The organism is Streptomyces sp. NPDC026575 (genome assembly GCF_055567415.1).
On record NZ_JBVHQM010000041.1, the window covers coordinates 21992 to 46271 of the forward strand.

General features: G+C 72.5%; 23 protein-coding genes and 1 pseudogene. 7 read left to right on the forward strand and 17 right to left on the reverse strand.

Translation table 11 applies throughout. The features are described 5' to 3' along the window. Nucleotides 1-152: 152 nt before the first annotated feature. The 3 genes from ACZ4NB_RS35945 to ACZ4NB_RS35955 form a co-directional block, all read right to left on the reverse strand. Nucleotides 153-1151, reverse strand: a complete 999-nt coding sequence (locus ACZ4NB_RS35945; protein WP_467667247.1) for a 2-hydroxyacid dehydrogenase — start codon at nt 1149-1151, stop codon at nt 153-155. Continuing rightward, a complete protein-coding gene (locus ACZ4NB_RS35950; protein WP_467667248.1) occupies nt 1148-2317 on the reverse strand; it encodes a lactate 2-monooxygenase in 1170 nt (389 codons plus the stop codon). The genes ACZ4NB_RS35945 and ACZ4NB_RS35950 overlap by 4 nt, the downstream gene beginning before the upstream one ends. Before the next feature lie 323 nt (nt 2318-2640). Further along, the gene (locus ACZ4NB_RS35955; protein ID WP_467667249.1) at nt 2641-3528 is read right to left on the reverse strand and encodes a phenylalanine 4-monooxygenase; all 888 of its coding nucleotides are present in this window, start codon (nt 3526-3528) and stop codon (nt 2641-2643) included. A gap of 371 nt (nt 3529-3899) precedes the next feature. Between ACZ4NB_RS35955 and ACZ4NB_RS35960 the strand changes: the two genes are divergently transcribed. After that, nucleotides 3900-4979: a sugar ABC transporter substrate-binding protein gene (locus ACZ4NB_RS35960; RefSeq protein WP_467667250.1), complete on the forward strand. Its 1080-nt coding sequence runs from the start codon at nt 3900-3902 to the stop codon at nt 4977-4979. A gap of 233 nt (nt 4980-5212) precedes the next feature. On the opposite strand, the gene ACZ4NB_RS35965 is transcribed toward ACZ4NB_RS35960, so the two are convergent. Next, complete coding sequence (locus ACZ4NB_RS35965) at nt 5213-5941, reverse strand: HAD family hydrolase (RefSeq protein WP_467667251.1); 729 nt, start codon at nt 5939-5941, stop codon at nt 5213-5215. A 49-nt stretch (nt 5942-5990) separates the two neighbouring features. After that, entirely contained in the window at nt 5991-6470 is a 480-nt protein-coding gene (locus ACZ4NB_RS35970) for an Lrp/AsnC family transcriptional regulator (RefSeq protein ID WP_407288763.1), read from the reverse strand. Nucleotides 6471-6735: 265 nt separating this feature from the next. Here ACZ4NB_RS35970 and ACZ4NB_RS35975 point away from each other — a divergent pair, with 265 nt between their 5' ends. Further along, on the forward strand, nt 6736-8235 hold the full coding sequence (locus ACZ4NB_RS35975; protein ID WP_467667275.1) for an FUSC family protein: 1500 nt from the start codon (nt 6736-6738) through the stop codon (nt 8233-8235). Between the two features lie 113 nt (nt 8236-8348). Beyond that, nucleotides 8349-9395: a lactonase family protein gene (locus ACZ4NB_RS35980; protein WP_467667252.1), complete on the forward strand. Its 1047-nt coding sequence runs from the start codon at nt 8349-8351 to the stop codon at nt 9393-9395. 16 nt (nt 9396-9411) lie between these two features. Here the strand turns inward: ACZ4NB_RS35980 and ACZ4NB_RS35985 are convergent, their stop codons facing one another. From ACZ4NB_RS35985 to ACZ4NB_RS36015, 7 genes are all read right to left on the reverse strand, one after another. Then, complete coding sequence (locus tag ACZ4NB_RS35985; RefSeq protein WP_467667253.1) at nt 9412-9753, reverse strand: nuclear transport factor 2 family protein; 342 nt, start codon at nt 9751-9753, stop codon at nt 9412-9414. Nucleotides 9754-9972: 219 nt separating this feature from the next. Next, nucleotides 9973-10929 (reverse strand): sirohydrochlorin chelatase, encoded by a 957-nt coding sequence (locus tag ACZ4NB_RS35990; protein ID WP_467667254.1) that lies wholly within the window; start codon nt 10927-10929, stop codon nt 9973-9975. 95 nt (nt 10930-11024) lie between these two features. Continuing rightward, entirely contained in the window at nt 11025-12059 is a 1035-nt protein-coding gene (locus ACZ4NB_RS35995) for an N-acetylglucosamine kinase (protein ID WP_467667255.1), read from the reverse strand. Then, complete coding sequence (locus tag ACZ4NB_RS36000) at nt 12052-13113, reverse strand: LURP-one-related family protein (RefSeq protein ID WP_467667256.1); 1062 nt, start codon at nt 13111-13113, stop codon at nt 12052-12054. The genes ACZ4NB_RS35995 and ACZ4NB_RS36000 overlap by 8 nt, the downstream gene beginning before the upstream one ends. A 26-nt stretch (nt 13114-13139) precedes the next feature. Then, nucleotides 13140-13817: a uracil-DNA glycosylase gene (locus ACZ4NB_RS36005; RefSeq protein ID WP_393496501.1), complete on the reverse strand. Its 678-nt coding sequence runs from the start codon at nt 13815-13817 to the stop codon at nt 13140-13142. A 102-nt stretch (nt 13818-13919) separates the two neighbouring features. Next, nucleotides 13920-15005 (reverse strand): WD40/YVTN/BNR-like repeat-containing protein, encoded by a 1086-nt coding sequence (locus tag ACZ4NB_RS36010; protein WP_467667257.1) that lies wholly within the window; start codon nt 15003-15005, stop codon nt 13920-13922. Nucleotides 15006-15164: 159 nt separating this feature from the next. Next, on the reverse strand, nt 15165-16268 hold the full coding sequence (locus tag ACZ4NB_RS36015; RefSeq protein ID WP_467667258.1) for an NADH:flavin oxidoreductase/NADH oxidase: 1104 nt from the start codon (nt 16266-16268) through the stop codon (nt 15165-15167). Nucleotides 16269-16446: 178 nt separating this feature from the next. Here ACZ4NB_RS36015 and ACZ4NB_RS36020 point away from each other — a divergent pair, with 178 nt between their 5' ends. Next, a complete protein-coding gene (locus tag ACZ4NB_RS36020) occupies nt 16447-16818 on the forward strand; it encodes an ArsR/SmtB family transcription factor (RefSeq protein WP_467667259.1) in 372 nt (123 codons plus the stop codon). A 45-nt stretch (nt 16819-16863) separates the two neighbouring features. Here the strand turns inward: ACZ4NB_RS36020 and ACZ4NB_RS36025 are convergent, their stop codons facing one another. After that, nucleotides 16864-18234, reverse strand: coding sequence for an FAD-dependent oxidoreductase (locus ACZ4NB_RS36025; RefSeq protein ID WP_467667260.1), 1371 nt, complete (start codon nt 18232-18234; stop codon nt 16864-16866). Between the two features lie 137 nt (nt 18235-18371). Here ACZ4NB_RS36025 and ACZ4NB_RS36030 point away from each other — a divergent pair, with 137 nt between their 5' ends. After that, the gene (locus ACZ4NB_RS36030) at nt 18372-19289 is read left to right on the forward strand and encodes a DUF6214 family protein (protein ID WP_467667261.1); all 918 of its coding nucleotides are present in this window, start codon (nt 18372-18374) and stop codon (nt 19287-19289) included. A 106-nt stretch (nt 19290-19395) separates the two neighbouring features. Here ACZ4NB_RS36030 and ACZ4NB_RS36035 read toward each other — a convergent pair whose 3' ends face one another. Beyond that, nucleotides 19396-20100 carry a DUF305 domain-containing protein gene (locus tag ACZ4NB_RS36035; protein ID WP_467667262.1) on the reverse strand — a complete coding sequence of 235 codons (705 nt, stop codon included), beginning with the start codon at nt 20098-20100 and terminating at the stop codon, nt 19396-19398. Nucleotides 20101-20256: 156 nt separating this feature from the next. On the opposite strand from ACZ4NB_RS36035, the gene ACZ4NB_RS36040 reads away from it, so the two are divergent. Continuing rightward, the gene (locus tag ACZ4NB_RS36040; protein ID WP_467667263.1) at nt 20257-21741 is read left to right on the forward strand and encodes an LVIVD repeat-containing protein; all 1485 of its coding nucleotides are present in this window, start codon (nt 20257-20259) and stop codon (nt 21739-21741) included. 21 nt (nt 21742-21762) lie between these two features. Here the strand turns inward: ACZ4NB_RS36040 and ACZ4NB_RS36045 are convergent. Beyond that, nucleotides 21763-22384 (reverse strand): annotated as a pseudogene (locus ACZ4NB_RS36045) (TetR/AcrR family transcriptional regulator); the annotation flags it as partial. A 410-nt stretch (nt 22385-22794) separates the two neighbouring features. Here ACZ4NB_RS36045 and ACZ4NB_RS36050 point away from each other — a divergent pair. Beyond that, nucleotides 22795-23094 carry a hypothetical protein gene (locus tag ACZ4NB_RS36050; RefSeq protein WP_467667264.1) on the forward strand — a complete coding sequence of 100 codons (300 nt, stop codon included), beginning with the start codon at nt 22795-22797 and terminating at the stop codon, nt 23092-23094. A gap of 75 nt (nt 23095-23169) precedes the next feature. Here the strand turns inward: ACZ4NB_RS36050 and ACZ4NB_RS36055 are convergent, their stop codons facing one another. Together ACZ4NB_RS36055 and ACZ4NB_RS36060 are read right to left on the reverse strand one after the other, a co-directional pair. Further along, nucleotides 23170-23364 carry a DUF397 domain-containing protein gene (locus ACZ4NB_RS36055; RefSeq protein ID WP_467667265.1) on the reverse strand — a complete coding sequence of 65 codons (195 nt, stop codon included), beginning with the start codon at nt 23362-23364 and terminating at the stop codon, nt 23170-23172. Next, on the reverse strand, nt 23361-24137 hold the full coding sequence (locus tag ACZ4NB_RS36060; protein WP_467667266.1) for a helix-turn-helix domain-containing protein: 777 nt from the start codon (nt 24135-24137) through the stop codon (nt 23361-23363). The genes ACZ4NB_RS36055 and ACZ4NB_RS36060 overlap by 4 nt, the downstream gene beginning before the upstream one ends. Nucleotides 24138-24280 lie beyond the last annotated feature (143 nt).

Consider the following 24280-nt stretch of genomic DNA (forward strand, 5'->3'; position numbering starts at 1 on the left):
CTTACGCGGCGGAGCCCGGTCCCGCGCAACTGGCAGGCGGGGCACGGGAGCAGCGTGCGGGCCGGTCGGCACGGAGCACGGGGGTGTGGGGAGGCGGGGCGGTGGTGCTGCGCTGCGGGCCGATACCGCCCCGCCCCACGACCGACGTCCGTTCAGGCCGTGACGACGTCCCGCAGCTGCTTGCCCGCCAGATGGCCCGCCACGTTCTCCACGGCGGCCAGCGCGATGCGGACCAGCGTCTCGCGGGTGACCCCCGCGACATGCGGGGAGAGGACCACGTTCGGGGCCTTGAGCAGGCGCAGCGCAGCCGTGGGCGGCTCGGGGTCGAAGACGTCGATCCCGGCGCCGGCCAGCGTGCCGGCCGCGAGCGCGTCGGCGAGGGCGTCCTGGTCGATCAGGGCGCCGCGCGCGGTGTTGACGACGAACGCGGTGGGCTTGAGCAGGGCGAGGCGTTCGGCGTCCAGGAGGTGGCGGGTCGCCTCGGTGAGCGGGGCGTGCAGCGTGACGTAGTCCGAGGTGCGCAGCAGTTCGTCCAGGCTCAGGCGGCGGGCGCCGCCGAGCCGGGCCTCGGTCTCCGGGGCGGCCGGCCGCGGCCCGGTGTAGACGACGGTCATGTCGAACGCGACGGCCCGGCGCGCCACTTCCTCTCCGATGTGGCCGAGCCCGACGATGCCCAGGGTCTTGCCGGCCAGCTCGGTCAGGGACCGCTGCAGCCGCGGCAGCGCCCAGTCGGCCTCGACCAGGGCCGTATGGGCCGGTACGAGTTGTTTGGCGAGGGCGAGCATCAGGGCGAAGGTCTGCTCGGCGACGTTCTGCTTCTCGGCGCCGCTGGAGCCGATGGTGCAGACCGGGACGCCCCGGTCGCGGGCGGCGGCCAGATCGACGTAGTCGAAGCCGTGGCTGGCGCACTGGACGAGCTCCAGGTCCGGTGCGGCGGCGAGGTGTTCGGCGGTGACCGGGCCCAGCCCGGTGATGATGATGTGGGCCGCGCGCAGCGCCGCGGGGTCCTCGTCCGCCGTCTCGACGACGGTGACACGGGCCTGGCCGGGGAAGACCTCGGCGAGCGCGGCACCGGCGGTGCGTCCGCCCACATGCGGCGAGATGACGGCGAGGATGTTCTTCATGGTGGTGGGCGCGGGCTCGGCGGTCATCGGGCTTCCTCGGTCAGGTCGTCGGCGGACGGTGTGGTGGGGCGGGAGTGGCCGGACAGGGCCAGGGTGAGGTCGAACTCGGCGAGCAGACAGCGGATGACGTGCTCGACGCCGGCCTGGCCGTCCAGCCCGAGTCCGTAGGCGTACGGGCGTCCCACCAGCACCGCACGCGCGCCGAGCGCGAGCGCCTTGAAGATGTCGTCGCCGCTGCGGATGCCGCTGTCGAAGAGGACGTTGAGCCGGTCGCCGGCCGCCTCGACGACCCGGGGCAGCGCGTCCGCGGCGGCGACGGAGCCCGCGACCTGGCGCCCGCCGTGGTTGGAGACGACCACACCGTCCACGCCGGCCTCGGCGGCCCGCCGCGCGTCGTCCGGGTGCAGTACGCCCTTGAGGACGATCGGCCCGTCCCAGTTCTCCCGTAGGAACGCCAGGTCCGGCCAGGTCTTGGTGGGGTCGGCGAACATCCCCACGAAGTGCCGCACGGCCGCCTGCGGATCCTCGTGCACCGGCTTGGCCAGGCCCGCCCGGAACGCGGGGTCGCTGAAGTAGTTGGCGGTGCCCACGCCGTGCAGGAACGGCAGATACGCCCGGTCCAGGTCGCGCGGACGCCAGCCGAGGAGCGGAGTGTCGAGCGTGACGAACAGCGCGCTGTAGCCGGCCGCCTTGGCCCTGGCCAGGAAGCTCGCGGTGACCTCGCGGTCCTTCGCCCAGTACAGCTGGAACCACCGCTCGCTGTCGCCCATCGCCCCGGCGACCTCCTCCATGGGGGTGCTGGAGGCGGAGGAGAGGATGTAGGGCACGCCCTGTGCCGCGGCGGCCCGGGCGGCCGCGGGCTCGGCCTCCGGGTGCATGATCGACAGCACGCCCACCGGCGCGAGGGCGAGCGGCGCCGGCAGCGACCGGCCCAGCACCTCCACGGACAGGTCGCGTTGCGCCACATCGCGCAGCATGCGCGGCACGATCCGCCTGCGCTCCAGTGCGGCCCGGTTGGCGGCCGCGGTGCTGCCGGTGCCCGCGCTGCCCGCCACATAACCGACCGGGCCCTGGCCCAGGCGCTGTTCGGTGAGCTGCTCCAGCCGGGTCAGATCCGTCGGCAGCCGGGGAACGGACCCCGTCATGCCCTGGAGATAGATCTCGTACTGGAAGTCCGCCCAGTGCTTCGCCATCCGTACGTTCCGCCTCTCTTCTCCGAGAACGCGTGTTCCACCGAGATCCTGGCGAGGGCGAGGAGATCCGTCCACCGCACGGAGGGCCGACGCGCGGGGAGAGCCGCCATCCGGCGGCGGGACAGCCCTTAAGGGCTGTCCCGTAATCCCTGGCGGGCGCACGACGACAGCTACGGCACCTCTCCCCCACGCCTGAACGGCGCGGGGGGACCCCCACCGTTGTCGGAACGCCCGGATACGCCCAGTATCCGGACGCCCCTCCGCCTTGCGATGCACCGCATCTGACGCCGTGCGCTGACCCACCAGGGACTACGGGACAGCCCTTAGGCCCGGTCGCGGGAGAGGACCGGGAGCCGCAGGCGCTGTGCGATGTCGTCGTCGAAGTCCGCGCAGAACGCGCCGAGGAGGTCTTCGAGGTGCTCCAGGGAGCGGGCGGCGTACAGGACGGGCTGGTAGCCGGAGATGCGGTACGGGGTGCCGGCCGCGGCGCTCATGTCCAGCTCGCGGACCTCCCGGCTGTCGTGGGCGGCGATCTCGCCGTACGACGACAACAGGGCCGCGCCGAACGCCTTGGGCGTGCCGGATTCCGTGATCAGCCCGTATTCGAGGGTGAACCAGTAGACCCGGCTGAGGATGTCGAGCGCCTCCTCGGTGCGGACGCGGTTGGCCGCCTCGCCGACGAGGCGGTAGAGACGGGCGACGCGTGGGTCCGACAGATGGATGCCGTGGCCGAACACGTCGTGCAGCACGTCGGGTTCGGGGGTGTAGAGCGGCACGGCCGGGTGCCGGACGAACTGCACGGCGTGGAAGTAGCCGTGCTCCATCGCTCCCAGGAACCGCTCGTTGGGCACCACCCCGCCGGCCAGCGTGAAGGCGAAGCCCGTGCGGGGCGTGAGACGGGCGCTGACCTCCGCGTGCTGCGGGATCCGCTCGGCGGGGATGGCCGCGTCCTCACCGGCGTCGAGCACCGCGCGGCACGCATGGGCGCGGTGCGCGGGGCCGAGCGCCTCGTGCACGACCTGCCAGGTGCGGTGCTCCGCCTCGGTGTACTCGACGGACGCGTACGGAGCCCCGACGCGGTGCCCGTCGGCCGGCGCGGCGAGTGCGGCGCGGCGCCGCAGATAAGCCGGGTCGCGCCGGCCGGGGTGCTGGGACGGGCCGCCCAGCCGGCCGTCGGCGGAAACGGGGGTGTGACTTCGCGCCGTACTCATGACGATGACACTTCGGCGACCTGCTGGAGAGCGCTCGGCGGTCGGCCGACCGCCCGTGCGGCGCGGACCCGGTCGGCCGGCGCCACGCCTCGCTCAAGTTTCCCATGAGCGGTCGAAGGGTGCATCCGCGGAGAGGGCGGGCAAGACGGTGAGAACACGCGATACGGAGAGAACGTGCGATACGCCGAGAACATCCGATACAGGATAAAGGAACGTTCCGGAGGGCCCCGTGAGTGAACATCGTTCAGAGATCCAACTGATGCCTCACTTTTGTATCGTTATTGCCTCGATTCTTGACGATGGGGCGGGGGGTGACGTTCACTTCAGCCGTTCTGGGCCGGGTCAGGCGGCCCCATGGGAGGTACCGAAAAATGAATGCAATAATGCGGCGTGCCCTCACCGGCGCGGTGGCGCTTTCGTTGGCAGCACCGTTGGCGGCCTGCGGGAAGGAACAGCAGGACGCCGGGGCCGGCAAGGACGCCATTGGTCTGCTCCTCCCGGAGAACAAAGCAGACCGCTACGAGAAGTTCGACCGCCGCATCATTACGTCTCGCATCGCCTCGCTCTGCCTTGAATGCAAGGTGGATTACGGGAATGCCGAGCAGCAGGTCGACACGCAGAAGAGACAGTTCGACGCCCTGGTGAAGAAGGGCGTCAAGGTCATCATCCTGGACCCGGTCGACTCCCAGGCGGTCAAGGGCTGGGTGAGCTCGGCCGCCAAGAAGGGCGTCCAGGTCATCGCGTACGACCGGCTCGCCGAGGGCGATGTCGCAGCGTATGTGTCCTACGACAACGAGAAGATCGGCCAGCTCCAGGGCAAGGCGATGCTGACCGCGCTCGGCTCGGGTGCGGCCTCCGCCGATGTCGTCATGATGAACGGCTCGCCGACCGATCCGAACGCGCCGGCCTACAAGAAGGGCGTCCATTCGGTCCTCGACGGCAAGATCCACAAGATCGTCTTCGAGAAGGACATCCCCGACTGGTCCGCCGCGACGGCCAAGCAGAAGATGACCGATGTCATCAGCGCGCATGGCGCACAGGGTTTTGACGCCGTTTACTCGGCCAATGACGGTATGGCCGGCGGTATCGCCGCGGCGCTCAAGTCGGCCGGCATCAAGGATGTCCCGGTCGGTGGTCAGGACGCCGAACTCCCCGCGCTCCAGCGGCTGGTCGCCGGCACCCAGTCCTTCACCATTTACAAGGATGTCCGGCCGGAGGCCGAAACCGCCGCAGAAATCGCCTTCCGACTGCTGCGCGGCAAGAGCATCAACTCCCTGACGAGCACCACCGCCGGAAACAGCACCAAGTCCGGTATCCCGGCCCGGCTGTTCGACGCGCGGGTGGTCACCAGGAAGAACCTCAAGGACACCGTCGTCCGCGACGGCGTCGTCCGGACCGACCTGCTCTGCGCCGATCTCGCCGACGCGTGCAAGTCGCTGGGCATGGAGTGACCACTCCGTTAGCCCGCCCTCCGGAGAGAGCCCTCCGGTCCGGCACGGTCTCCACCCCGTGCCGAAGCACGGCAGACACCCGGCGGCCACCTCCGCACAGGACAGCGGAGGTGGCCGTCCGGCGTCCGGCCCCGCCCGGTGGCCGTCCGGCGTCTGGCCCCCGCCCCCGTGGCCGTCCGGCGTTCGGTCCCCGCCCTGGGGGGCGCACGGGCCGGTGACCGCCACCGGAGCGATCAGGCCGAGCGGACCGGCTGCTCCAGCCAGTCGTACGCGGCCCGCGCCGTGAACTCCCCCTGACCGCCCCTGAACAGCAGCCCGGCCCGCGCGAAGGCCGGGTCGTCGGCGGTGGCCGGCACGTACGGCACGGCGATGCACCGCATCCCCGCCCGGTGAGCCGCCAGCGCACCGGGCGCCGCGTCCTCCAGCACCACGCACTCCGCCGGATCGACCCCGAGCCGGCGCGCGGCCTCCAGGAACACATCCGGTTCGGGCTTGCCGTGCGCCACCTCCTCGGCCGACACCAGCGTGGTCAGCAGCGCATCGAGCCCCGTACCGGCCAGCACCGCCTCGATCGCGGCCCGCGACGAACCGGACGCCACCGCCATCGGGTGCCCGGCCGCGGCCAGCCGCTCCACGAACGCGCGCATCTCCGGGAACACCTCGGTGTGCGCCCGCGCCAGCTCCAGATACGTGCGGTTCGTACCGGCCAGCAGCTCCTCGACCGGCGCGTCGATACCGAACTCCCGGCTGAGGATCTCCAGCGTCTCGCGGGTGCCGATGCCGATGAAGCGGGTGTGCTGCTCCCAGCTGAAGTCCGCCAGGCCGTAGCCGGCCAGCAGCCGGCGCCCCGCCTCGTAGTAGTTCGGCTCGCTGTCCACCAGCGTGCCGTCGAGGTCGAAGATCACCGGAGCGCGCCGGGCGGCGGTGTCGGGGGTGACCCGGGAGGCGGGGGAGGAGCTCATGCCCTCCAGCATGCCAAGACGCGCCGCGGCCCCCCGGGGCGGCCGCGGCTCAGCGCGGCTTCGCGGCTCCCCCCACCGCTTCGACCAGCGGCAGCATCCGATGCGGCACCCGCTCGCGCAGCGCCATCTCCGTACGGGTGCGGACCACGCCCGGCAGACTGATCAGCCGCTGGATCACGTCCTCCAGGTGCGCCGCGTCCCGGGCCACCACCCGGGTGAGCAGATCCCCGCCACCGGTCGTCGAGAACGCCTCGATGATCTGCGGCACCTCGGCCAGCGCGGCGGCGACCTCCTCCAGATGCCCCTGGGTGACCTCGATGTGGACGAAGGCCAGAACGGGGTGGCCGAGCGCGGCGGGGGAGAGCCGGGGGCCGTACGCGGTGATCACACCGTCCCGTTCGAGCCGGTCCAGCCGGGCCTGGACGGTGCCCCGGGCGACCCCGAGCAGCCGGGCGTACTCCCGCACGCTGGTACGCGGCTGCTCCAGCAGCAGCCGGAGGATCTTGGCATCCAAGGCGTCCACGGGCATGGTCCAACGGCCCCCTCACGGTCGGCGGAATCTCCTGCCGAATGTACCAATGGCCCAGTGAACGCAGCGACGGTTGAGCCAGCTGCCCTGTCGGTGCTTATCTCTTCCACAGATGGCGTTGCAGGGCTGCGCCCGACCGGCAAGGGAGCCGGTACGGACCCCCGCAGCGCCTTTGTCTTGCCCGTCGGCAGGGGTGTGCCGCGGCGCGTCGCATCGGGCCGGATCGAACCGGAGCAGAAGGGGGCGGTTTCCGCACGTGAAGAGGATCTTTGTGGCACCGGACCCGGGCCGGCTGCGCCTGCGTACGTCCCTGCGGGCCGTCCTGGGGATCGCGCTCGCCGTCACCGCCGCCGAACTGGCCGGGCTCCCGCTGCCGGCCTCGATCCTCGGCGGTCTCGCGGCGCTCCTGGCCCTCTTCACCGTCGGCGATCCGACCGTCCGCGGCCAGGCCGGCACCACCGCCCTGCTGCCCGCCGTCGGGCTGCCCGTCCTCGCCCTCGCCACCGCCCTGCACGAGCTGCCGACGGCCCGCGACGCGGTCTTCCTGCTCGTGGTCTTCTGCGGGGTCTACGCCCGCCGCTGGGGGCCGCGCGGCCAGGCGCTGGGCATCTTCGCGTTCATGATGGTCTTCGCGGCGCAGTTCCTGCACGCCGTTCCCGCGCAGCTTCCGCAGCTCGCCGCGGCGGTGGCGCTGGCACTCGTCGCCAGCAGCACGGTCCGCTTCGGCGTCTGGTGCCTGGAGCGGCGCACCCCGCCGCCGGCCGCCCCCGCGCCGCTCGTGGGCCGGGGCCTCGCCCGTCCCACCACCCGGCTCGCCGTCCAGAACACCCTGGCCTGCGCGCTCGCCCTCGCGGTCGGCCAGGCGGTCTCCAGCGACCGCTGGTACTGGGCCGTGGGCACCGCTTGGTGGATCTTCGTCAACACCTCCTCCCGCGGGGAGACGCTGGTCCGCGGCTTCCGCCGGGTGGTGGGCACCGTCGTGGGCATCGCGGCCGGCCTGGTGGTCGCCGTCCCGCTGCACGGCGCCCCCGCCCCCACCGCCGCCCTGGTCGCCGTCTGCGTGTTCGGCATCTTCTACACCGCCGGCCCGTCGTACAGCTGGATGATGTTCTTCGTCACCGTCATGGCCGGGCTGCTGTACGGCCTGCTGGGCGTGCTGCACCCCGGGCTCCTCGCGCTGCGCTTCGAGCAGACCCTCGTCGGCGCGCTGGGTGCGGCGCTGGCCGTCGCGCTGGTGCTGCCGGTCACCACGCACGCCGCGACCGACGCCTGGATCCAGCGCGCCGTGCGCTGCGTCCGCGACTGCACCGCCGCCTCCGCCCGCCGGCTGGCCGGCGATCTGCACGCCGATCCGTCCCCGCACGTCGCCGAGCTGGAACTGCTGCTGGCGCGGGTACGGCTCTCGCTCGCCCCGCTGCTGCACCCGCTGAACCCGCTGCGGCACCGCAAGGCCCGGGCCCGCCAGGTCATGGCCTACCTGGACGACTGCGCCGCGCAGGTCCGGGGCCTGGCCGAGGTGGCCGCCGACCCGGCCGCCTCGCACGACGCCCGGCTGACCGCCGCCTGCCAGCGCGTCGAGGCCGTCGTCGGCACCCTCTTCGCGCCCGGCGCCGAGCCCGCCGCCGCCCCCGAGACCCCCGCCGCCACCGCGCACCACCCCGGCGCCGAACGCGCCCTGGCGCATCTGCACAGCCTGGAGTCCGCCCTCACCGCCCTCGCCCACCCGGTGCGCAGCTCACCGCGGGCACCGTTCGCGGCGTCCTGAGGCCGCGACGAGGGCCCCGGCCGCCGCATTCCGGCCATCGCCCCGGACGCCCCGGCCGCGGCTGTTAGCGTCGCCGGAGCACCTCAACGGGCAGGCGGACGAAGGGCGGACCAGTGGGGACCAGCGACAGCGGCCGACGGGCGTACATCGGCTCCTTCACCGCCGCCGGCGGCCTCGGCATCACCACCGCGGCCGTCGACCCGGAGTCCGGCGCACTCACCCCGCTGCACTCCACCGACGCCCTCGCCAACCCCTCCTACCTGGTCCCGAGCCCCGACGGCCGGCACCTCTACGCGGTCAGCGAGACCACCGACGGCGCCGTGGCGGCCTTCGCCCTCACACCCCGGGGGCCCGAGCTGCTCGCGCCCGCCGTCCCCGTGGACGGCGCCGACCCCACCCATCTCACCCTGGTCGCCGGCCACCTCGTCACCGCCAACTACAGCTCCGGCAGCGTCAGTACGCTCCCCGTACGGGCCGACGGCTCGCTCGGCGGCCCGGCCACCGTGCTCGCCCACCAGGGCAGCGGTCCGCGGACCGACCGCCAGGAGGGCCCGCACGCGCACGCCGTGCAGCCCGCCCCCGGGGCGCGCCGGCTGCTCAGCGTCGACCTGGGCACCGACTCGATCCGGATCTGCGCGCTCGGCACCGACGGGGCCCTGGCCCTGCACGACGAGGTACGGCTGCGGCCCGGCAGCGGCCCGCGCCACCTCGCCTTCCACCCGCGCGGCGACCGCGCCTACGTCATCAACGAACTCGACCCGACGGTGACGCTCTGCCGCTGGGACGCCGACGGGGGCGCGCTGACGCCCCTGGGGGAGACCCGTCTCCTCCCGGACGGCGCCGAGGCCGCGGGGACCTTCCCCTCCGCGCTCGTGCTCTCCCCGGACGGCCGGTTCGCCTGGGCCGCCAACCGGGGCCACGACAGCATCTCGGTCCTCTCCCTCGACGCCGCCGGGGACACCGCGACCCTCGTCACCACCGTTGCCTGCGGCGGCCACTGGCCCCGCGATCTGGCGCTCGCGCCCGACGGCCGGCACCTGTACGCGGCCAACGAGCGCTCCGGCGACGTCACCTGGTTCACCGTCGACCCGCGGACCGGGATCCCGGTCCGCGGCGGCTCCGTCCAGGCACCGGCCGCCTCCTGCGTCGTCTTCGTCTGACCGGCCGCGGAGCGGCTCACCCCTCGGGGAAGCGGCCGCCGAAGTACACCTGCACCTCGGTGATCCGGCCGTCGCGCACCGTCTGCACCTCCACGTTGCGATGGCGCTCACCGGTCTTCAGCTCGTACGCGTACCGGACGTAGACCTGGTGGTCGTCGATCGCCACCGCGTCGAGGATCTCCTGCCGGCGCAGCCGGTCCGCGGTCGGGAAGCAGAACTGGAGGAAGGCGGCCCTGTCGAGGTGGTCGTCCTGGGGGCTGGTGAAGACGAAGTCGTCGGCGAGCAGCCGGTCGATGGCCTCGCGGTCCTGGGCGAGGTAGGCGGCGAAACCCGCGCGGACGATGTCGGTGTGCGTCATGGACGTGCCTCCCAAGGCTCTGTGGGGCTCTCTGCCGAGCGCAGAGCCGCCCGCCCGCCGATTCCGCGACCGGTGCGCTCGCGGGCCGTCTGGCGCCCGCCTGTGCCGCTCGGAGGGAAGCCTGGGCGCCCACGCCGCCCGGGAAACACGCAGGGCCGCCCCGCGCACTGCGCGAAGACGGCCCTGACGAGGCGATCGTGGCCCCTGGCGATGCCCGCCCTAGCGGACCGGCGCCCCCTGCGCCTGCGTCGGCAGGGTGATGCCCACGGCCGCCGCGTAGTTCGACAGCACCAGCCGGCCCACCGCGCCGTAGGCACCCAGCGCCTCGGCCGACGCGCAGCCCGCCTCCGCCGCGGCCGCCCCCACAAGGCCGTCGGCGATCTCCGGGCCGATCAGGTACGGGGCCAGCGCCAGCTGCTGCGAACCGGAGCCGCGCAGCTGCTCGGCCGTACGGGAGATGGCGCCCTCCTCGTCCAGCGCGGCGGCCAGCACGGGCACCGCGAGCCGGGCGGAGAGCAGCATGCCGGTGATCCCGGCGGCCTGCACGGCCTCCTCGCCGCCCACGGTGGCGAGGATGATGCCGTCAGCGGCCGTGGCGACCGTGAACAGCCGGGCGCGGTCGGCGCGCGCCAGACCGGCCTCGGAGAGCCGGACGTGCAGCGCCTCGGCGAGCAGCGGGTGCGGCCCCAGGACGTCGGTCAGCTCGGCGCCGGACCCGCTGTTCATCATCGCCTGGCGTATCCGGCGCAGCAGAGCGCTGTCCGGGCCGGCCAGCAGCGGCACGACCACCGCCGCGGGGCCCGGGTCCGGATCACCGGCGGCGTCGGCGCGGGCCTTCTGCTCGGCGGCGGCGTGCGCCAGCACGGCCTCCAGCGACGGGAACTCGTCATCGCCGCCGTCCACGTAGCCGATCCGGGCGTCGAGGCCCGGAAGTTCGGAGCGGGCGATGCTGGAGACCTCCTCCGCCAGGCTGCGGGAGGCGGAGCTGGGGGTGCCGGGCACGGCCAGGACCAGGGCGGGTGCGCCCTCGGGCGCGGCGAGCGGCTCCGGCTTGCGGTGGCGGCCGGACTGCCGCGCGCGCGGCATTCGTACAGGCAGGCCGGGTGCGGCTCCAGGGCTCGGGGGTGCGGCGTCAAAATCGTGCGAGCCAGGTGCGGGCCCAGTGGGGGAACTCATGGCGCCGCATGCTAATGCCTCGGACCGCCCCCGCGCCGGGGCAGGGTTCGGTGCCGAGGTATCCGTCCCGTTTTATCCCGCGCGTCTTGGTGGTGCTACCCCGGCGCAGGCCGTGTGATCTGCAACAACTTCCTCTCCGTGGGCAGCCGCAGACGGTCGCCGGCCAGCGCGGCGGCGACCGTCAGCGCCCCGTCGAGCGGGCTGCCGGCGGCGTCCGCGAGGCGGGCGTCCGGGAGCCGTTCGGCGAGTGCCGTGCGCAGCGGGGCCAGCAGCGGCGCGCCGATTCCGAACAGCCCGCCGGTGCACGCCACCACCCGGCCGGCGCCCGGCGGGCAGACCGCGGCCGCGGCGTCGGCGAGATGGCCCGCGGCGGCCCGCAGGATGCCGAGCGCCACCGCGTCGCCCTCCCGGGCGCAGCGGGCGACCTCGGGGGCGAACGAGGCAAGTACGGCCGGCCGGTCGGCGCGCGGGTAGAGCGCACCGGGCAGCCCGCCGACCGGCCCGAACACCGCTTCGGCGCGCGCCAGCAGGGCCGCCGAACCGCCCGGCCGCCCGTCGTGGGCGCGCAGTGCGGCCTCCAGACCGGCCCGGCCGATCCAGGCGCCGCTGCCGCAGTCGCCCAGCAGATGGCCCCAGCCGTCCGCGCGCCGCCACCCGCCCGCCGCGGTCAGGTCGGTGCCCAGGGCGATCGCGCCGGTCCCCGCGGCGACCACGGCGCCCGGCCGCTGCCCCAGCGCCCCCGCGTACGCGGTCACCGCGTCCGCCGCGAGCGCGAGAGCGCGCACCCCGAAGGCGGTGGCCAACGCGTCCGGCAGCCGGGCGCGCAGCTCATCGCCCAGCGACGCCATCCCGGCCGCTCCCACACACGCCGTCACGAACCCGTCCGCACCCACCTCGCGCGCCAACTTCTCGGCGGCGGGCAGGAGTTGGGACAGCAAATGGGCGGCGTCGATACCTGCCGGGCCGGTGCGCACCGGCTCGTTCGAGGTGTACGAGGCCAGCGGTCGGGCCTCGGCGTCGTCGGCGCGGGCCACGGCGATCCGCAGCCCGGAGCCGCCCGAGTCGACGCCGAGGACATGGCTCCGCCCGGTCCCGCTCGCGTCCGGGCCGCGGCCCGCGGGCTCAGCCAAAGCCGCGGGCGTCCTGCTTGAGCGCGGTGTCGACGGTCAGGGCGGTGGCGACGACCAGGCTCAGCAGCGGGTCGGGCAGCTGATGGTGGATCTGCAGGACGTAGTTGTCCGCGGTCGTGAACATCGTCTTGGCCAGGCCCTCCCAGGTCTTGGTGATCCGGGCGACCTCGGTATCGGCGTGGTCCACGATCGCGAAGTTCCAGGCGCGCCAGTTCTCGGCCTTGATGGCGCCGATCTGCTGGCCGTTGACCATCATCGCGAAGTTGATCTTCCCGATGGCGTTCTGCTGCACGATCTCGCCCACCGGCGAGCCGTCCGGGCGCTCCACGATCACCTTGGACTTGATGAACTTCGCGGGCCGGGTCAGCACCATCTGCGGCTGGCCGTAGCCGTCCCGGATCTCCAGCTTGTGGGTCATGTACTGATCGAGGCTGGAGACGACCCGCAGGACCTTCTTGGCCGTGCTCTGGCCGACCTGGACGACCGAGCCGATGGTGTTGCCGTGCTGGTCGAAGACGCTGTACTCGTTGGTGACCTCGATCAGCTTGGCCTTCTGGTTGACCACCAGCACCGGTTCGGTGAACAGCGTGCCGCCGCCCGGACCGGTGGGCGCCACCCCGGCCTGCTGCTGCACCTGCTGCTGCACGGCGCCCGGGTGCGCGCCCTGGTGCCCCGGCATCGGCTGCTGGCCGTAGGGCTGCTGCGCCGGCACGCCGGGCGCCTGCTGGCCGGGCATCTGCTGGCCCGGCATCTGCTGGGGGTAGCCCTGGCCCTGCTGGCCGTACGGTGCGCCGCCCTGCGGCTGGCCCGGATACCCGGCGGCCTGGCCCTGCGCCGCCGGCTGCTGCTGCGGTGCGAACTGCGCCGGTGCCTGCCCGGCCGGCTGTTGTTGCGCGGGCTGCTGGGAGCCGGCCTGAGCGGCCTGGGCCGGGGCGGCGGCCTGCTGCCCCGGGTGTGTGTGCTCCGTCCATTGGGACCCGTCCCACCAGCGAAGTTGGTGGGGGGTGCCCTGCGGGTCGGCGTACCAACCCGCAGGGATGTTCGCATTCGTCATGCGGGGCACACTATCGTCGCCCGCTGTCAGGGCAGCCTCCAGTCGACGGGCTGTGCGCCCTGTCGGGCCAGCAGGTCGTTCACCCGGCTGAAGGGCCGCGAGCCGAAGAAGCCCCGGTCGGCCGACATGGGGGAGGGGTGTGCGGACTCGACGGCCGGCAGATCGCCGAGCAGCGGCCGCAGATTGCGCGCATCGCGCCCCCACAGCACCGACACCAACGGACGGCCGCGTGCCACCAGCGCCCGGATGGCCTGCTCGGTGACCTCCTCCCAGCCCTTGCCGCGGTGTGCGGCGGGCTTGCGGGGCGCGGTGGTCAGCGCTCTGTTCAGCAGCAGTACGCCCTGGCGCGTCCAGGGGGTCAGATCGCCGTTCGACGGCCGGGGCAGGCCGAGGTCGGAGTGCAGCTCGCGGAAGATGTTCTCCAGGCTCCCCGGCAGCGGGCGGACGTCGGGCGCCACCGAGAAACTGAGCCCGACCGCATGCCCCGGTGTGGGGTAGGGGTCCTGTCCGACGATCAGCACCCGCACCTCGTCGAAGGGCTGTTGGAAGGCGCGTAGCACGTTGTTGCCGGCCGGCAGATAGGTCCGTCCCGCGGCGATCTCCGCCCGCAGGAAGTCGCCCATCGCGGCGATCCGGTCGGCTACGGGCTCAAGTGCCTTGGCCCAGCCTGGTTCGACGATGTCTTGGAGAGGTCGTGCAGCCACGGGATCACCCTACTGGCCGAGGACCGCTCCGCCTTAATCGATGGCCTGTGCTTGCGCCGCGCGGGCCGCGGAACTCCCCGGCCGCCCGGCCCCGTTGTCCGCTCATGCCAGGGCTGCCGCGCGTACGCACAGCACATCCGGCAGATGGGCGGCGAGCTGCTGCCAGCTGTCGCCGTCGTCCGCGCTGGCGTACACCTCGCCGTTGCGATTGCCGAAATACACCCCCGCGGGGTCGTTGTCGTCGACCGAGAGCGCGTCCCTGAGCACCGTGCCGTAATGCTCCTCCGTCGGCAGCCCCTCGCTCAGGGGCTCCCAGCTCCCGCCGGCGTCGGTCGTGCGGTAGACCCGGCAGCGGTGCTCGGCGGGCACCCGGTCGATGTCCGCGGTGATCGGGAAGAGGTAGGCGATATCGCCTCTGTGCGGATGCGCGGCCACGGCGAAGCCGAAGTCCGAGGGCAGCCCGCCGCCGATGTCCGTCCACTGCGCGCCGGCGTCGTCGCTGCGGTAGACGCCCCAGTGGTTCTGCAGATACAGGCGGTCGCGGTTCACCGGGTCCTGCGCGATCTTGTGGACGCACTGGCCGAACTCGGGGTGGTGGTCCGGCAGGAAGACCGCTTGGACGCCCTTGTTCGACGGCGCCCAGCTGGCGCCGCCGTCGAGGGTGCGGAAGACGCCGGCAGCCGAGACCGCGACCGTGACCGCGTCGGCGTCCCGCGGGTCGGTGATCACCGTGTGGACCGCCAGGCCACCGCCGCCGGGCACCCACTTCTCGCGGCTGGGGTGGTCCCACAGCGCCCGGACGAGCTCGAAGGTCTCGCCGCCGTCCTCGGAGCGGAACAGGCCGCCGGGCTCGGTGCCCGCGTACACCACGTCCGGGGCGGCCGGGCCCGCGGGATGCAGCTGCCACACCCGCTCCAGCGAAGTGCCGGTGTGTTTGGGGTACTTGATCGCGGCGCGGGCGGGCTCCCGCCAGGTCTCGCCCAGGTCGTCGGAGTGGAAGACCGACGGGCCCCAATGGGCGCTGTCGGCGCCGGCCAGCAGCCGGGGCGTCGCACGGCGGCTGTCGATCCCGAGGGAGTACACCGCCTGCGAGGGGAAATGGGGGCCGCTGAATTCCCAGTCGCCGTGCCGCCGTCGGCCGGTGAAGAGACCTTTGCGGGTGCCCACCGCGAGTAGTACGTCAGTCATTACCGGAACACCTCCGGGACGCCGTTGTCTCAGACAGTGGCAAGTCTGCACCCGACCACTGACAATGGCGTCCCGGCGGCTGTTCGCGCAGGTCACACGGTGCGGTGCGGTGTCGGCCGCGGCGCGGCGGGCACTCGCGGGCACCGCCCCCGCACCGGGTCAGACGGCGCGGTGGTACTGCTCGGGAACGTGGATCTCCGCGCCCAGCTCCCGCGCCGCGTGCCGCGCGAAGCTGGGGGTGCGCAGCAGCTCGCGGCCCAGCAGTACGGCGTCGGCCTGACCGTCCGCGATGATCTTCTCGGCCTGCCGTGCCTCGGTGATCAGCCCGACGGTGCCCACGGCCAGACCGGCCTCCTTCTTGACCCGCTCGGCGAACGGCACCTGGTAGCCCGGCCCCGTGGTGATCTTCGCGTCCGGGGCGTTGCCGCCCGTGGAGGTGTCCAGCAGGTCGACGCCGTGCTCCTTGAGGTCGCGGGCGAAGCGCACGGTGTCGTCGGCGGTCCAGCCCTCGCGGTCGTCGCCGTCGTCCTCGGTGAGCCAGTCGGTCGCCGAGATCCGGAAGAAGACCGGCAGCTCGTCGGGCCAGACCGCGCGCACCGCGTCCACGACCTCCAGCGCGAACCGCGTGCGGTTCTCGTAGGAGCCGCCGTAGTGGTCGGTGCGCCGGTTGCTGAACGGCGAGAGGAACTCATTGATCAAGTAGCCGTGGGCGCCGTGGATCTCGGCCACCTCGAAGCCCGCGTCCAGCGCCCGCCGGGCCGTCGCACCGAACCGCGCGACCAGCTCGCGGATCTGCTCCACGGACAGCGCGGAAGGCGTGGCGAACCCCTCGTCGAACGGCAGCGGGCTCGGCCCGACCGGCTCCCAGCCGTGCCGCTGACCGGGCAGGATCGGGCCGCCGCGGTTCACCCAGGTGCGCTCGGTGGATGCCTTGCGGCCGGCGTGGGCGATCTGGATGCCCGCGACCGTCCCCTGTGACTTGAGGAAGGCGGTGATGCGCCGGAACGCCTCGGTCTGGGCGTCGTTCCACAGCCCCAGGTCGTACGGACTGATCCGCCCCTCGGGGCTCACCGCGGTCGCCTCCGTGAGGATCAGGCCCGTTCCGCCCACGGCCCGTGCCGCCAGGTGCTGGAAGTGCCAGTCGCCGGGCACGCCCTCCGCCGGGCCCTCGGGGGCCGCGGAGTACTGGCACATGGGCGCCATCCAGAGGCGGTTCGGGATGGTCAGCGAGCGAAGGGTGAGGGGCTCGAACAGTGCGCTCACGGCAGGCTCCTGTGCGTGGAGAGGAGCGGGCTCCGGTTGGACCCGCGCTCATACGATAAGCGTCGTACTACGGTGGATGTCAAACTACGACGCTTCTCGTACAATGGGCGGGCGGACGACGTGCGCACGGGAAGGGCGCCGCGCCGAACCGAGTCCCGCAGACCAGTCAGGAGCCGTCATGCCGACCGAAACGACGTCAACGGGCGCCCCGCCGGGCTCCCGTTCGCTGGAGCACCCGGCCCGCGAGGACATCCGGCTGACCGACGTCCTGCACGCCCTCGCCGACCCGATGCGGCTGCGCATCGTGTGCACCCTGGCCGCCGCCGAGGGCGAGCTGAACTGCGCGGACATCGAGCTCCCGGTGAGCAAGTCGACCTGCACCCACCACTACCGGGTGCTGCGCGAGCACGGCGTCATCCAGCAGCTCTACCGCGGCACCGCCAAGATGAACCGGCTGCGCGAGGCCGACCTGGAGGCGCTCTTCCCCGGCCTGCTCGACGACGTCCTGCGGGCGGCGGAACTGCAGGAGCGCCGCCTCGGCGAGCCTTAGGGCGCTGCGCGCGGTAGCGGCCCCCGCCGCGCCGCGGCCGGAAGGTCAGCCGGTCACGTCCGCCGAGTGGGCCGCCGCCAGCAGGCCCTGCCAGTCCGGGAGTTTGACGGTGCCGCGTCCCAGCCCGCGTCCCCACTCCGCCTCGGCGGCCTCGATGGCCAGCCAGCCCGGCCACGGGACCGGCCGCTGGCCCGCCCGGGTCAGCGCGGCCATCGGATCCTCGGCCGTCGCGCGCTCCGTCAGCGTCGCGGCGTCCGCCAGGAGCGACAGCGCGGTCTCCTTCGCACACGGCCGGTTGGTGCCGATCACCCCCGTGGGGCCCCGCTTGATCCAGCCCGCCACGTAGAGGCCCGGCAGCGGTGTTCCGTTGCGCAGCACCCGCCCCTCCTTGTGCGGCACCGTGCCGGTCGCCTCGTCGAAGGGCAGGCCCGGCTGCGGTGTTCCCCGATAGCCGACCGAGCGCAGCACCAACTGGCCCTCGATCTCCTCGAATTCACCGGTGCCCGTGACGCCGCCGTGCCCGTCGGGCGCGGTCCGCTCGAACCGCACCGCGCGCACCCCGTCGGCGTCCCCGAGCACCTCCACGGGGCGAAGGAAGAACCGCAGATGGATCCGCCGCCCGTGCGGTGCCGCAGCGGCCGCGTCCGCCGGGTGCTCGGCCCACCCGCGCAGCACCTCGACGTTCCGCCGGCCCACCGCGGGCAGCTCGGCGGGATCCCGGTACGCCGGATCCAGCGCCAGTTCGTCGGGCCGCACGACCACCTGCGTCCCCGGAAGCGCGCCCAGCTCCCGCAGTTCCTTGGTGGTGAACTTGGCCTGCGAGGGCCCTCGTCTGCCGATCATCCAGACGTCCTCGACGCGGCTGTCGGCGAGCGCGCCGAGCGGCTCCTGCGGCATGTCGGTGGCCGCGAGTTCGGGGGCCCGGCGCGCCAGCATCCGCGCCACGTCCACCGCCACGTTCCCCACGCCGATCACGATGGCGGAGCGCGCCGCGAGGGCGAACCGGGTCGCGGCCGCGTCCGGATGCGCGCTGTACCAGGCGACGAACTCGGTGGCCGGATGGCTGCCGGGCAGGTCCTCACCGGGGATGCCCAGGTGTCGGTCGGTGGCGGCGCCCACGCAGAAGACCACCGCGTCGAAGATCTCCCGCAACTCCTGGACGCCCAGTCCCGGTGTCCCGACCTCCACATTGCCCAGGAAGCGCACCTTGGGGTGCTCCAGCACCGTACGCAGATTGTTCTGCAGCGATTTGATCTTCTCGTGGTCCGGTGCGACGCCGTAGCGCACCAGACCGTACGGGCAGGGCAGCCGGTCCAGGACGTACACCTCGATGTCCGGTACGGTCTGCTGCTCGATCAGGGACTGGGCGGTGTAGACACCGCTGGGTCCGGAACCGATCACTGCGACACGAAGCACGAGTGGCCCCTTCCGCGGGATACCCCCAGGATCGCACCGGCGGGCGCGCGGCGGGAGATGCGCTATCGGGGTTGCTCCCGTTGGGATGAGCGTGCCGCGCCACTGGCCCGGGTGGCCTGGAGGCTAGGTTTTCAAATGTGTCGGAAAGTGACTTTTATACCGTTAATCACCGATATGAAGCCCAGGGCGCGCCACAGGAGTGGCCCACGTGGGAATTGCGGGGGCACGGCACCGCCGCGCCCGTTTCCGGGCCCGCCGCCCCGGACGAGGCGACCGGAAGCGACGGCCGCGGGTGTCCGCCGCCCCGGCTCGATCCCCTGGGCCCCTGGTGCAGCGCCCGGCTGACCTTCGCCGACGGCGCGTTGATCGATGTCCTTGTGACGGTCTCCGACGACCACATCACCGTCGAGGACGTACGGGCCGACCCGCCGCTGACCCCGGACGGCCTCGCCGAGCTGGCCCGCTGGATCGAGGGCCCCCTGGACGACGCCTTCCGCACGGCCACCGGGCGGCCGCGCAAGACCCGGCCCGCGCCCCGGCAGCCCGGTCCGGCGGCCACCTCGCCGGAGCGGGCGGGCGGGACGATGGCCGGGTCCGCGGACGAGCCGACGGCCGGTCCGGCGCGCGCGACGGTGACGGGCGTGGCACACGGGGCGGTGCCCGGCGGCCCGGCACCGGAGCCGCCGAACGGCACGGCGCCGCAGGAGGAATCGGCGGACCCGATGCCGGAGCCGGTGCCCGGGCCGGCCCCGGAGCCGGCGGGCGCCGAGGCGGCGCAGGGGGCGGCCGCGGAGGACCCAGCGCAGCCGGCGGCCGAGGCGCCGGGACCGGGGGAGGGGCCGGAGGAGCGCGCCCGCTCCGCCCTGCTCGCCCGGTCGCGGGCCGCCGAGCGCCGCAGGCTGGCCGCGGACGCCTACCGTCAGGCGCAACGGGAGGGGCGCGATCCGGTGCTGGCCGTCATGCTGGCCACCGGACGCAACCGCCGAAGATCGCTGCGGCTGATCGCCGGAGCCCGCGACGAGGGCCTGCTGACACCGCGTCACAACAAGCGCTGACCCTCGCGCCCACCCGCACCGCCATCCCGCCGCGCCGCGTCCCGACAGCCGCGCGGCCCGCACCGCGCCCGTCGTGGCGCCGCCCGCCCGGCCGTCCCCGCCGCGCCTACCGCAGCGCCGCCCGGATCCGCTCCATGCGCCCGATCTCGGCACTCTGCTGCGCGATGACATCGTCGGCCATCTCCTCGACGAGCGTGTTCCGGCCCGCGGAGAGCGCCTCGGTGGCCATGGTGACCGCGCCCCGGTGATGGGCGATCATCAACGTCAGGAAGAGCGCGTCGAACTCCGCCCCGCGCGCCGAGCGCAGCCGTGCGAGCTGAGCGGCGCCGGCCATTCCGGGCATGTCCCCGTGAGAGTGGTGGCCCTCCGCGCGCGGCCCGCCATGGCCGCTCAGCCAGCCCTTCATCGCGCCGATCTCCGGCCCCTGGGCGGCGGCGATCCGCGCCGCCAGCCGCCCCACCCGCGCATCGGCCGCATACCGCCTCGCCAGCCCCGTCATCACCATCGCCTGCTCGTGGTGCGGGATCATCATCTGGACATAGCCGAAGTCGGCGGAGTTGGGGGCGTCGTCGCCGCGCGCCCTTCCGGCCTCGTCGGCGGTGAGCAGCTTCGCCGGCTCCCCCGGTTTGCCCGGCGCCACCACCTGCGGGCCGTGGCTCCGGCCGGCCTTGGCGCCGCCGCCGTCGGACGAACAGCCGCTCAGCACAAGGGAGACGGCCAGCGCCGCGCCGGCCGCGGCGAGGCCGGGCACTCTCCTGGGGCGCTCTCTCCTGGGACGTGTCAACGCACACACTCCTGTCCGTCGGACCATCCAAAGGGCCTTGGCCGCCCCGCCCTTGCCGGAAGGGCCACCAGCCCTACTGAGGCGTTACATGTTCATTGCCTTCTATTGATATGTACATGAGCAGCGCGATACTACCGGGGCCAAGAACCGTTCACATCGGAACGGACTCCAAGGGAGGACCTTGTGACGTCGTTGCACAGACCCCGCGTGCGGCGCAGATCCCTCGGCGCGGCGGCCGCGGCCCTCGGGCTCGTAGCCGCCCTCTTCATGGCCCAACCCGCGGCCGCGACCCCCGATCCGGGGGACCACCCCGCCGCGGCCAAGGAGGTCGGCCCCGACCAGGCGGCGGACACCCGGGCCGCGATCAAGAACGGCGAGATACCGGGCAAGGACGAGGTCGTGCACAGCGACAACGTCCGCCATCTGGCCAACGTCCCCAAGCAGGCGCTCCAGGGCACCAATTCCGACCTCGCCTTCCAGGGGAAGTACGCCTTCGCCGGCAACTACGACGGCTTCGTCGTCTACGACATCTCCCGCCCCGAGGCCCCGAGGACCGTGAGCCAGGTGCTCTGCCCCGGCTCGCAGAACGACGTCTCGGTCTCCGGGGACCTGCTCTTCCTGTCGACGGACTCGTCGCGCACCGACGACTCCTGCAGCAGCACGCCGCAGCCCGCGACGGAGAAGTCCTCCTGGGAGGGCATGAAGATCTTCGACATCAGCGACAAGGCGCACCCCAGGTACGTCGCCGCCGTCGAGACCTCCTGCGGTTCGCACACCCACACGCTGGTCCCCGAGCGCCGGAACGTCTACCTCTACGTCTCGTCGTACGCGCCCAGCGCGACCTTCCCCGACTGCCAGCCGCCGCACGACGGGATCTCCGTCATCAAGGTGCCGCGCTCCGCCCCCGAAAAGGCCGCCGTCATCGACTTCCCGGTCCTCTTCCCGGACGGCGGCAACCCCGGCGGACCGACCAACCCCGGCGTGTCGCAGACCACCGGCTGCCATGACATCACCGCCTTCCCGAAGCTGAAGCTGGCCGCGGGCGCCTGCATGGGCGACGGGGTGCTCATCGACATCGCGAACCCGGCCGCGCCCAAGGTCATCGACCGGGTCCAGGACAACGTCAACTTCGCCTTCTGGCACTCGGCCACCTTCAACGAGCGCGGAAACAAGGTGGTGTTCACCGACGAGCTGGGTGGCGGCGGCGCGGCCACCTGCAACGACCGGGTCGGTCCGGACCGCGGTGCCGACGGCGTCTACGACATCACCGGCAAGGGCACCCACCGCAAGCTGGTCTTCCGGAGCTACTACAAGATCCCGCGCCCCCAGGCCGACACCGAGAACTGCGTGGCCCACAACGGTTCGCTGATCCCCGCGAAGGGCCGCGACATCATGGTCCAGGCGTGGTACCAGGGCGGCGTCTCCATCTGGGACTTCACCGACTCCGCCCACCCCAAGGAGATCGGCTACTTCGAACGCGGCCCGATCTCCACCGACTCGCTCGTCTCCGGCGGCGCGTGGTCGGCGTACTACTACAACGGCCACATCTACTCCAACGACATCGCCAAGGGCTTCGACGTCCTCGCGATCGACGACCGGCTGACGGACAGCGCCAAGACGGTCCGCATGAAGGAACTCAACGTCCAGACCCAGCCCGACTACCGCTGACGCACCCGGGTACGGCGTCCGCGTCCCGCCGGGCGGCTCAGTCGTCCGGCGGGCAGCCCGACTCCCAGTCCAGCCCGTAGCGCTGGAACAACTCGGCCCGCAACCGGGCCCGCGGCATCGGCGCCCCCGGCAGCAGCATGGGGACCACCGAACCCATCAGCAGCGCCCGCAGCAGCGGATAGTCGGCGTCGGGATCCGGCGATCCGTACGCCACGACCGTCTCGCGCAGCAACTGGGCCAGCCGCTGCTGCTCGGGGCACTGGATGAACCCCTCGGCCGTCAGTATCCCCGCCATATGCGTACGCATCAGCAGCGGGCGGTCATGCGCCAGCCCCAGGATCGCGTCGATGGCCCGCGCCAGCAGCTCCCGCCCCGCGTCCGGCCCGCTCGGCCGCGGCTCGCGCTCCAGCGCGGCCTGGAGGGTCAGGTGCATCAGCCGGTGCACGGCGGACTGCAGCAGCTGGCGCTTCCCGGGGAAGTAGTACGAGGCCAGCCCGCGCGCCGACCCGGCCCGCTGGGCGATGTCCGCGAGCGTGGTCGCCTCGTACCCGCGCTCCCCGACCAGCTCGACCGCCGCCTGCAGCAGCCGCTCGCGGGATCGCCGCCGCAATTCTTCATTGACCGATGCGCTGCGGGGGGACATCCTGTAACTCCTGCGTTGACTGGCTGAGAGCCAATATACTCAGCGCAGCTCCGGATGTCCGTTCTTGGGCGGATTCCGGTCAGACTGCCTGATTCGGGCGAAACGGGGGATCGTCCGAATCAGGCTCGGGGAGTGCGGTGACCTGGGCTTTCAGGTCACCCGCCGAGGCTCAGGGCACATCCGGGGCACTCGTCAGGAAGTCTTCGACGGCTTCACGGGTGCCCTGATCTTCGTCCGGAAACAGATGTGTGTACGTGCCATGGCCACCTCGACGGTGTCACCGAGGCGAGCGGCCACAGTCTTGGGGCCGGCTTGGTGCGCGATGAGCACACTGGCGTAGGTGTGCCGCAAGGTGTGCATCCCGGTCCTCTTCGGCAGACCCGCCCTTTTACGACACAGCACGGCCCACTTTGCGCGTCGCCGAGCCGGAGCCCAAGCCGCCGGCACGCAAGAAGCCCCGCGGCGTCTTCATGTGGACGTTCCTGGCCGTGCAGGCCCTGTTCCTCATATGGGTTATCACGGGCGCCGCCAGTAGCGGCAGCGACGACAGTGTCTGCCAGGGCCTGACAGGCCAGGATCTCCAGACCTGCATCGACGCCGGCACCGCAGGAACCGCCATCGGCGTCGGCCTGATCGTCGCCTTCTGGGTCGCCGTCGACATCATCATGGTCGGAACCTGGGCCGTCGTACGGCTCGCCCGGCGCCGGTAACGGTCGCACACCTGGAACACAAGCGCGCCCCCTAGCCGACTGGCTTAGGGGGCGTCTCTCGTGCGTCCGCGCCTATCAGACGGCTGACTCCTTGGCGAAGTCCGCGAAGGCCGACCATGCCGCAGGGTTGACGGTGAGAACCGGGCCGCGACCGTTGTGCTTGGTGTCCCGCACGAGCACCGCCGCCGGGTCGTTGTCGGCGACCTCGATGCAGTTGTCGGGGTTAGCCGAGCTGTAGCTGCTCTTGTGCCAGTTTGGCTGGTCGCTCATTGGAACTTCTCCTTCAGAACCCTACGGATCAGGTCTGCCGACGCGTCGTGGCTGATCGCGTTGCCGTGCAGGCGATCGTAGAGCACCGTATAGGGGATCGCGTCCTCTCCCTCGTGCAGGCTACCGCCGCGCATGCCTTCCAGATAAGCGAGTTGTTCGCCACTTGGCATCCCTAGGACGGTCAGAGAGCCGCCCAGCGCGGCAGGCACAGTCCCCTCGTACGGGAGCACCTGGATGTGGATGTGCGGGTGGGTGCCAGCCTCCAACAGGAACTCAAGCTGCTCCCGCATCACTTGCCTACTGCCGATGACGTGGTGCAGCGCGGACTCGTCCAGAATCGCCCACATCCACGGAGGCTTCTCCCGGCGCAGTATCTCCTGCCGATCCAACCTCTCCTGGACGACCTCATCCAAGTCGCGTGAGTGGAAGATGCGCTGGCCGGAAGCCAGCATGGCGCGGGCATATCCCGGCGTCTGAAGCAGACCTGGAACCACCTGCGAGTACTCGTGGATCTTTGCGGCCTTGGCCTGCCGAGCCAAGAACACCTCAGCCCAGCTCGCGAACGTGGACCGCCCAAGAAGCGGCAACAGCTCCATCAGAGCGCCGTTTGCCCCCAGCGCGTCGTCCAGACGCTGGCACAGCTCGGCGTTCGGCGGATCGGTGGCCAACTCCACCTGGGCGATGCGCGTCGTCGAGGTGAAGACCTTCCCGCCCAGAGTCTCTTGCGACCAGCCCTTGGCCTTGCGCAGCTCGCGCACCTTGGATCCCAGCAACTCTGCGACACCTGCTGTGGGGTCCAGGTCCTTGGATGGGCGTCCCATGCGTCCCCCGGGTTTATCAATCGTGCCGAATTGAAATTGCCACTCCTTGTGAGCGGCCGGTGACGCGGCAAGTCTAGGGGTGCACCAGGGAAGTT

Excerpts from the sequence above, each read along its gene's own strand:
- ACZ4NB_RS35945 (WP_467667247.1), bottom strand. The coding sequence starts at position 1,151 with ATGACCGCCGAGCCCGCGCCCACCACCATGAAGAACATCCTCGCCGTC.
- ACZ4NB_RS35950 (WP_467667248.1), bottom strand. The coding sequence starts at position 2,317 with ATGGCGAAGCACTGGGCGGACTTCCAGTACGAGATCTATCTCCAGGGC.
- ACZ4NB_RS35955 (WP_467667249.1), bottom strand. The coding sequence starts at position 3,528 with ATGAGTACGGCGCGAAGTCACACCCCCGTTTCCGCCGACGGCCGGCTG.
- ACZ4NB_RS35960 (WP_467667250.1), top strand. The coding sequence starts at position 3,900 with ATGAATGCAATAATGCGGCGTGCCCTCACCGGCGCGGTGGCGCTTTCG.
- ACZ4NB_RS35965 (WP_467667251.1), bottom strand. The coding sequence starts at position 5,941 with ATGAGCTCCTCCCCCGCCTCCCGGGTCACCCCCGACACCGCCGCCCGG.
- ACZ4NB_RS35970 (WP_407288763.1), bottom strand. The coding sequence starts at position 6,470 with ATGCCCGTGGACGCCTTGGATGCCAAGATCCTCCGGCTGCTGCTGGAG.
- ACZ4NB_RS35985 (WP_467667253.1), bottom strand. The coding sequence starts at position 9,753 with ATGACGCACACCGACATCGTCCGCGCGGGTTTCGCCGCCTACCTCGCC.
- ACZ4NB_RS35990 (WP_467667254.1), bottom strand. The coding sequence starts at position 10,929 with ATGAGTTCCCCCACTGGGCCCGCACCTGGCTCGCACGATTTTGACGCC.
- ACZ4NB_RS36000 (WP_467667256.1), bottom strand. The coding sequence starts at position 13,113 with ATGACGAATGCGAACATCCCTGCGGGTTGGTACGCCGACCCGCAGGGC.
- ACZ4NB_RS36010 (WP_467667257.1), bottom strand. The coding sequence starts at position 15,005 with ATGACTGACGTACTACTCGCGGTGGGCACCCGCAAAGGTCTCTTCACC.
- ACZ4NB_RS36020 (WP_467667259.1), top strand. The coding sequence starts at position 16,447 with ATGCCGACCGAAACGACGTCAACGGGCGCCCCGCCGGGCTCCCGTTCG.
- ACZ4NB_RS36035 (WP_467667262.1), bottom strand. The coding sequence starts at position 20,100 with ATGGTCCGACGGACAGGAGTGTGTGCGTTGACACGTCCCAGGAGAGAG.
- ACZ4NB_RS36055 (WP_467667265.1), bottom strand. The coding sequence starts at position 23,364 with ATGAGCGACCAGCCAAACTGGCACAAGAGCAGCTACAGCTCGGCTAAC.